General features: G+C 61.2%; 9 protein-coding genes and 1 pseudogene. 5 read left to right on the top strand and 5 right to left on the bottom strand.

Annotation, left to right across the window (positions count from 1 at the left end; genetic code table 11):
* The 3 genes from NMG46_RS16355 to NMG46_RS16345 form a co-directional block, all read left to right on the top strand.
* A partial coding sequence (locus NMG46_RS16355; RefSeq protein ID WP_164747675.1) for a transposase domain-containing protein occupies positions 1 to 114 on the top strand: 114 nt, incomplete at its 5' end.
* Positions 115 to 130: 16 nt separating this feature from the next.
* Positions 131 to 469: a hypothetical protein gene (locus tag NMG46_RS16350; protein WP_254818650.1), complete on the top strand. Its 339-nt coding sequence runs from the start codon at positions 131 to 133 to the stop codon at positions 467 to 469.
* Positions 470 to 472: 3 nt separating this feature from the next.
* Positions 473 to 976 carry an SRPBCC domain-containing protein gene (locus NMG46_RS16345; protein ID WP_254818649.1) on the top strand — a complete coding sequence of 168 codons (504 nt, stop codon included), beginning with the start codon at positions 473 to 475 and terminating at the stop codon, positions 974 to 976.
* A gap of 150 nt (positions 977 to 1126) precedes the next feature.
* On the opposite strand, the gene NMG46_RS16340 is transcribed toward NMG46_RS16345, so the two are convergent.
* The 4 genes from NMG46_RS16340 to NMG46_RS29930 all read right to left on the bottom strand — a co-directional run bounded on the left by NMG46_RS16340 (position 1127) and on the right by NMG46_RS29930 (position 3863).
* A complete protein-coding gene (locus NMG46_RS16340) occupies positions 1127 to 1816 on the bottom strand; it encodes a DUF899 family protein (RefSeq protein ID WP_254818648.1) in 690 nt (229 codons plus the stop codon).
* Between the two features lie 504 nt (positions 1817 to 2320).
* Positions 2321 to 3238 carry an NADP-dependent oxidoreductase gene (locus NMG46_RS16335; protein ID WP_254818647.1) on the bottom strand — a complete coding sequence of 306 codons (918 nt, stop codon included), beginning with the start codon at positions 3236 to 3238 and terminating at the stop codon, positions 2321 to 2323.
* Between the two features lie 80 nt (positions 3239 to 3318).
* The gene (locus NMG46_RS29935; protein WP_368389305.1) at positions 3319 to 3627 is read right to left on the bottom strand and encodes a DUF3788 family protein; all 309 of its coding nucleotides are present in this window, start codon (positions 3625 to 3627) and stop codon (positions 3319 to 3321) included.
* Positions 3531 to 3863, bottom strand: a complete 333-nt coding sequence (locus NMG46_RS29930) for a DUF3788 family protein (RefSeq protein ID WP_368389303.1) — start codon at positions 3861 to 3863, stop codon at positions 3531 to 3533. The genes NMG46_RS29935 and NMG46_RS29930 overlap by 97 nt, the downstream gene beginning before the upstream one ends.
* Positions 3864 to 3874: 11 nt before the next feature.
* On the opposite strand from NMG46_RS29930, the gene NMG46_RS16325 reads away from it, so the two are divergent.
* Positions 3875 to 4228 carry a hypothetical protein gene (locus NMG46_RS16325; RefSeq protein WP_254818646.1) on the top strand — a complete coding sequence of 118 codons (354 nt, stop codon included), beginning with the start codon at positions 3875 to 3877 and terminating at the stop codon, positions 4226 to 4228.
* Between the two features lie 130 nt (positions 4229 to 4358).
* Here NMG46_RS16325 and NMG46_RS16320 read toward each other — a convergent pair.
* Positions 4359 to 4522, bottom strand: a pseudogene (locus NMG46_RS16320) (segregation and condensation protein B); the annotation flags it as partial.
* A 962-nt stretch (positions 4523 to 5484) separates the two neighbouring features.
* Here NMG46_RS16320 and NMG46_RS16315 point away from each other — a divergent pair.
* Complete coding sequence (locus NMG46_RS16315) at positions 5485 to 6513, top strand: LacI family DNA-binding transcriptional regulator (protein ID WP_302895714.1); 1029 nt, start codon at positions 5485 to 5487, stop codon at positions 6511 to 6513.
* Positions 6514 to 6696: the final 183 nt, after the last annotated feature.

Raw genomic sequence — 6696 nt, 5'->3', positions numbered from 1 at the left:
GGCTATCTCGCCGATGTCCTCACCAGGATCGTCAACGGCCACCCCAACAGCCAGATCGACGATCTCCTGCCTTGGGTCTACATCAACAAGCTCGAGCTCAAGGCCGTGGCCTGAGAACACCGCTTACGATGTGACGAACGCCTACGGCGTCTCACCAAGCGATTTGGGCAGCCTCCCGTCTTCGGCCGTGGTCGCCAAGGTGTTTGGCGCTGCCGCGCTTGTCAAGGCGTTCAACCACCTGCCTGCAGGCGTCCTTGCCCAGGAGCCCTCCATCGACGGCTGGCGGCGAGTGGTTTTTCTCTCCAGCGACAAGGACAGCGCCCTTCCGGTGGTGTCCACGCTGGTCGAGCAACTCGGCTATGCACCGGTCAACCTTGGAAGGCTCGCAGAGGGTGGGCTGCTCATTCAGGCGCGAGGAAACACCTGGGCGCCTTTAATCTTCAAAGATCTCTTCAAGAAGCAGGCTTGAGCCATGTATGACCGTGTAATATGGCCTGACCATTTCGACCCGAAGATTTCGTCGATCTACGCGCTCAATGACATTGACGTGAAAGCCCCGCCTGAAGTGGTGTGGGAGCTGCTGGTCGACGCCGAGAACTGGTCGAGCTACTTTCCTCCTGAGGATCAGGTCAAGATCCTGACCGGTGAGCCTAAACTGGCGCTCGGAACCAGATTCAGTCGGGTGACGGTTGGATTTCCGATGAGCCTTGTCGTGGCGGAGTGCGAGCCCGGCCACAGGCTCGCGTGGAAAACGGTGGTCGACGGCGACGAGACCGGCTCGACCGCCTATCACGGTTGGGTCATCACTCCCACGGACACGGGTTGCCATGTGCTGACGGAAGAGACGCAGCAGGGCCCTTGGTTCCTCGACGTGCTCGGACACAAGCACCCCGGTGGGCTCTACCGCTATCATCAGCAGTGGGTCGAAGACCTTGCTCGCGCTGCCGAGGCGGAAGCGGCCAGGACGGCGCGCTAATTCCGCATCTGCGTCTTCTTCGCTCGCGGCTGATTTTAGGGCCTCCGCCTTAGGAACATCCCCGCGATAAGAAGCGGTCACGTGCTTGCATGACACGCTCTCTATTGGCGAATGCCCGCTTCGCCAAGGCAGGCGCGCAAGTTGCGGATGTCACGGCTTTGGCACGAACTCGAGCAACGGCGCGTAGGGCGGCCCCACAAGTGGTGGATAGCGGCGGTAGGTGTTGTAGACCGCTCCGTCCTCCATCGCGAAGACGCTCCACCCTGCGCTCACCGACACGGCCGACTGGAGGTCCGGCGCACCGACGTCGTCGCGGTAGTCCTGCAGCCATTGCGGGGCCTCGCGGAGCAGCTGCCCCATGTCGAACTCATCGCGGACGATTCCGAACATCTCCTCCCGGCGGAACGCGAAGCCGTAGTCGAACAGGAAGTCGTCGCCATAGCCCGACACGTAGGGCATCGTCCACCCGCGCTGTGCCTTAGTCGCCACCAGCTTCTCCAGCGGCGCCCGCGACATCGCGATGAGCGTCACGTCGCGGTTGTTCACGTGCGTGACCATGCCGCCCAGCCCATCGCCAACCGAGGTGCAGCCCGGGCACGCCACCTTCCAGTCCTCCCCGTACATCAGGTGGTAGATGAGGAGCTGCGAGCGGCCATCGAACAGCTCCGGCAAGGACTTGCGCCCGTCGACGGTGGCGAAGGTGTAGTGCTTTTCGACAGGGACCCAGGGCAACTCCCGCCGCTGCTTGGTGACGCGCTGTTCGTGCGCCGCCAGCTCCTGCTCGGCCGCCAATAGTTCCTTGCGGGCGGCCTGCCACTCCTGCTCAGTCGCGACCTTCATCCGACCTCCCCTATATTCGACCCCGTCCTTGTTGAAACCGCGCAAGGACCGAAAACCTCATCGGCACCTCGAAGTCGATGGCCTCCGCGACCCATCCGTTCTCGAGGCGCAGAACGGACAGGGCGAGCGGACGGTAGCCCGGCTCGCCCGGCGGGCACAAGAGCAGCACCGTCTGGTTGTCCCGAAGCGGTCGTGCCTGGATGTGGTGCTCATGACCGTCGCGCCAACGGCGCCCGGGCACCATCGCCATGCAGTACAGCATTAGTGCCGAGAATCCGAACATGCCGACAGCGCTATCACCGTCACCAGGAACCAATCGTGCAGGAGAGGTTGCCGATGTCGCGCCAATCGTCCGCGATGAACGGGAACAGCGCCAATACACCGATCGCGACACGGAGAATCTAAGCGACGACGACCGGCATGGCCGAGGCAATTATCTTGCTGATGGCATCTTGCTGATGGGAGTAGACGAGGAGAGAGGAACCGCCCTCTCTCCCCGAGTTCTTACGGACGAACGCTGATGACTGTCTTTCCCGTGCGTCGCTCGGTTGAGTTGAAGGTGGCGACGGCATCATCCATGCTCGAGACCTTGCCGATGTTCGTCCGCAGTCGTCCATCCCGGATCCGCTGAACTATCTCCGAAAGCTGGGCTCGATCAGCCTCGACGACGAAGTCCACCGTCAGGCCATCTGCAGGTCGAATATCCGTTGGTCCGACGACTGTCACAAGCGTTCCTCCGGCCCGGACCAGCGTTGCGGACCGTTTCTGAATATCGCCGCCGATGACATCGAACACCAGATCGACACCGCCGACCTCTTCCAAGGTGTCATTCCCGAGATCGATGAATTCATTTGCACCGAAGTCGAGCGCCTTCTGGCGGTCGGCGGCGCGTCCGGTGCCAATGACATAAGCTCCGGCCTCCCTTGCAAGCTGCGCCACCATCGAACCGACGGCACCGGCCGCGCCATGCACCAGAACGCTCTGCCCCGCCCGAATGCGGCCATGCTGGAACAGTCCCTGCCACGCGGTCAGGCCGGAGATCGGCAGGCTCGCGCCCACCGTGAAGTCGACGTCGCCGGGGAGTGGCGCGAGATTGCGTGCCTCCATGGCGACATACTCGGCGAGCGTGCCGTCGCGATGCCAGTCGGCGAGGCCGAACACCTGCTGACCGATTGAAAGCCCCGTGGTGCCGTAGCCGAGGGCCGTGACCACACCGGCCAGCTCATGGCCGAGGATCGACGGCGTCCGGTCATGGAAGGCCCGATCGGCCCAGGTCGAAGGCCACTCCAGTTCGGTGTTGACGAATCCCGCCGCATGAACTTGTACGACGACATCGTTTATTGCCGCCTGCGGTTCGGGCCGCTGCCCCAGCTTCATTCCGGCCGTTCCTGCAGCCTGGTCCTTCACTACGATCGCTTTCATGGGAATTGTCTCCTCAGTGATTTGTTGGTTCGGGGTAAATTGCTGGCGTGGAACGTCTTTTCGATCTCTCACGCAGTTAGCTACCGGCTCGGCGCCTTCCGCGACGATCTTGATGCTGAATTGCTGTGTGATGCCGACGAGACATGTGGCGGGCGCTTCACAGTCAGAAGCTCCGTCACATCATGCAGATCATCTGCCGATGAGATGGCAATCGTCAGCCATTTTCCGTCGATGTATGTTTTGGCTTCATCCGTAGAGCTTACCAATTGCGCGCTAGACATAACGCCGCTCCTCAAACTTCTCTCGTGCTGCTCCCCCATGACCACGACCGAAAACAGCCGGTATTCCGGCACCAAGGTGCAGAACGACTTACTCTTATTGTAGCGCAAGGACCAAACGCGGTTCTTGCCACCGTGCCGTAGAGCCAATCCGGCGCGAAAACTCCAGGATAGAATTCGTCGATCCAGTTCCGAAGCCCGGCCCAATGCTCGAACGCCTCGAGCCCAATCCATTCGCGGACGGCGCTGTCATCGGGCGGTGCTGATTTGTCGGTGATCCTGTCGCCGATTTTGGGAAGCGTCTCGCCATCAGCGGCAGTTACTTTCGTACCGGTGGGCAAAATCATCAAGAGACCTCGTGTTCGTAGTCCGGCGGAGGCCGGAGGATTATGGTGAGGGCGTGCCAAGAGCTTGCGGCGCGCCCTTAGACCCAGACGGCGCTCGAGAATACAGGCAGGCTGCGGGCATCATCCCGCCAGCCACCCATGCCGCTTACAAGGTCACGCTCGCCGAGGTGGCCGACCTTCGCAGGGATTCGACCCCGGACACCTGGGACCGCGCGTGGAGGGAGTGGGGTTGTGCCAGGCGCCAGGTGGCTCGCATCGTTAAGGAGGTTCCGCCTTCGTGGAAGCTTGCGGACATGGTCATCACCGTCGGGCTTCGGGGCATCCTGTTTCCATCGCTGCGTTACGCAGGCGGCACCACCCGGTGATTTTTCCGGCCAATCTTGTCGACGGCCACAATGTCGCGGTACACGATCCCGATCACCGGCTGCGCACGACCAGTCGTCCTGATCCTGAGTTATCGACTGGATCTGGGGTCGCAACGCAACCATGCCCCGCTCACGGCACCCGGTCCTCTACTATATCGTCCGCGCTCTCCCTGCTCGCCAACCCGGCTGGAATATCGCCCGCCCGCAGCTTCTCCTTCGACAGCAGCCCTCGTGCTCAAGCGCCTCGAAATCGGGCAGCTGGCGCAGCGTGTCGAGCCCGAACTGCGACAGGAAGGCGCTCACCGGCGTGCCCATCATCACCCTAAACCGGGGTTCCCTTTTACGCGAAATGCGGGGACCGGATTCCACGGTCATTGACAGGCTTGATCTTGAAAGCGAGCGCAAGTGCAAGTCTAAGACAGCGAGCCCCGCATCCCTCAGTCCCAGCCGCAAATATTCGCAATCCTCGCGCCGGGCGAGCAATGTCGCATCCAGAAACCAGGAGCCGAACTCTGCAGGCCCAGCGCCTTTGTCGCGCCGCCAAGCGGCCCGCGCCGCCTCCACAAAGTCTGCAGCAAGCCGCCTCGCCTCCTCGGCGCGTCCTGCATGCGCGCAACCAATCGTGTACCAGGCCAGATCGCGCGGACCATCCAGGCGACCGAGGCTCGCCATCTGCCACGTCTCATGTCTGGTAAGCGGCGCAGTCCTTACAGTTGGCAAACCGCCGGATCGGCCGATCACTCCCAACGGCGCGATTGAGATCGCCCGCGCTCGGTTCTACTGGTCCGAAAACCTCACATTCACACCGCGCCGCCAAGGCATTTTTAATATAACGGACAGTCCCCGGCACCCCGGCATATTGAGGGCGCGGCAGTCTGCCCTACGGCGAGCAGTGTTGCCTGCACAAGGTGCTGCAGGTTGGAATGGAGGACAAGGAGCGCCAAACCTTGCCGTTTGCGTACGATCGTCGGCAACGAGCACAAAGCCGTCATAACAGCCGGCCTAGTCGCTCACACCTAGTCCGGCCGGTTTGGTCGAGACTGTGTGGCGTTCAAAATCTCGCGAAGCCGAAACGCCTGCTGCCCGTCGGCAGTTTCCAGCTGGGGCGTTCGTCGTGTTCTCGGCAGATTCGACAATCTGACTGCTGCCTTCGTCGGCAAGGTTCATCCAGTGGCTCCCAGTCTGGGCGGCGATACCGGCGAAATCATCGTGAAAAAGTGCTAGCTAGCACAACGCCACAATGCCAGAAGACAAGTATGTCGAAGGGCCTTCGCAAGACTACGATCTACGATATAGCTGAAGCCAGTGGCGCCTCGCCGACTGCCGTCAGCATGGTCTTGAATGGACGAGGGAAAGAGCATCGGATCAAGCCCGACACCGCAAGCCGTATTCTAAGGCTGGCTGCCGAAATGGGGTATTCTCCCAACCTGAAGGCGCGTGGTTTGCGTCTATCCCGGTCCGGCCTTGGCGGAATGATCCTGCCGCATTATCGCAACCGTTTCTTCGCCGGCCTGGCAGAGACCTTCGAAGCTGAGGTGCGACACCGCGGCCTTTGTCCAATCGTCGTCAGCACGCAGCGCGATCCAGTCAATGAGATGCGTGTGACGGAGGTACTGCTGGCTCAGCAGATAGAGTTTCTTTTCATCACCGGCGTGCATGATCCGAATCCACTCAATAAGCTGTGCGCGGCGGCCGGTGTTCCATGCATCAATGTCGACTTGCCCGGCGACGGAGCGCCCTCGGTGATATCCGACAACAGGGGCGGCGCCTTTGCGTTGACCGAAATCCTTGTGGCCAAGCTGGAAGCCCAGATGAGGCCGGTCGACGACTGGTTCTTCTTTGGCGGTGTCAGTCACGACAATTCAACCAGAGAGCGCATCGAGGGTTTTAGGCAGGCACTTGCCAAGCGGGGCGTCAGCGTGCCGGACGATGCTTTCGACTGTCAGGGCTATTCTCCGGCGGTGGCCGAGAAGGCCCTGGGCGAGCGCTATCGAAGACTTGGCCGTCTGCCATCCAGCCTGTTCATCAATGGGATCACGGGTCTGGAGGGTGCTTTGCGCTTCGAGTCGGGTTTGAATGCTGGCGAGTTCGCCAGGACGGTCATCGGCGCATTCGACTGGGACCCGTTTGCCGCCCACCTCCCCTTTGACCTGACCATGGTGCGCCAGGATGTCGAGGCGATGGTTTCGGCCAGCTTCGCGCTGCTGGACGACTATCGGCCCGGTCATAATCCGAGGGTCGAGATTCCTACCATGATGGGCGCAGCGACGGCTGTCTCGCGCTGACCGGGCCACGGCATTTTTGGAGATATTTTTTGCTAAACCATTTGCTAAATCCATTTAGCCATTGACCTTTGGAGCCTTACTGGTATTTGTTGTGATCTCTTTCGAGGGAGGAAAGCCTCACAAAGAGCTAATCAAACGACGCCGCGCCAGGCTTGGCGCGAATGCGTTCTCACGCCTAAAGCT

Source organism: Mesorhizobium sp. LMG 17147 (assembly GCF_024297145.1).
In the GTDB taxonomy this organism is placed as follows: domain Bacteria; phylum Pseudomonadota; class Alphaproteobacteria; order Rhizobiales; family Rhizobiaceae; genus Mesorhizobium.
Note: the sequence above shows the minus strand (reverse complement) of the source record. Positions and strands in the feature narration are given on the sequence as shown.